General features: G+C 78.1%; 1 protein-coding gene. It reads right to left on the bottom strand.

Features of this window, described 5'->3' with window-relative positions; genetic code table 11:
• Positions 1 to 3: 3 nt before the first annotated feature.
• Positions 4 to 663: NADPH-dependent F420 reductase (gene npdG / locus ACI8AC_RS25210; protein ID WP_456900599.1), on the bottom strand; the 660-nt coding region annotated here is incomplete at its 5' end.

Below are 663 nucleotides of genomic sequence, written 5' to 3'. Positions count from 1 at the left end.
GGGTCAGACGTCGGTGACGCGGATGCCGGCGTGGGCCTTGTACCGGCGGTTGACCGACACCAGGTTCACCGTCAGCGCCTCCACCTGCGCGGCGTTGCGCAGCCGCCCCGCGTACACCCCGCGCATCCCCGGCAGCCGCCCGGCCAGCGCCTGCACCGTGTCGGTGGCCTCCCGCACGTCCCCGACCACCATCACGTCCCCGTCCAGCGTCGGGCGCGAGAGGTCCTCCAGCAGCACCGCCGACAGGTGGTGGAAGGCCCCCACCACGAAGCTGTCGGGCAGCAGCGCCGCCGCCTGCTGGGCCACCGACCCCTCCGGCACCGCCAGCACGTGGGCACCCAGCTCGTCGAAGCCCATCGGCACCACGCAGTCCACCACCACCTTCCCGGCCAGCGCCCCGGCCAGCGGCCGCAGCGTGTCCGCGTGCCCGGCGTAGGGGACCGCCACGATCACCAGGTCCGCCGCCCCGGCCACGTCGGCGTTGGACCCCCCGGTCAGCGACACCGCCCCGCCCCCGGCCGCCGCCGCCCGCTCGGCCACCCCGGCGGCCACCTCGGCGCACCGCTCGGCGTCCCGCCCGCCCAGCAGCACCCGCTGCCCGGCCGCGGCCAGCCGCACCGCCAGCCCCCGCCCCTGCGGACCGGTGCCCCCCAGCACGCCGAC

The sequence above is a fragment of the Geodermatophilus sp. SYSU D00758 genome, assembly GCF_054049955.1.
The sequence above is the reverse complement of the archived record's forward strand: the minus strand, read 5'-3'. Positions and strand labels throughout refer to the sequence as shown.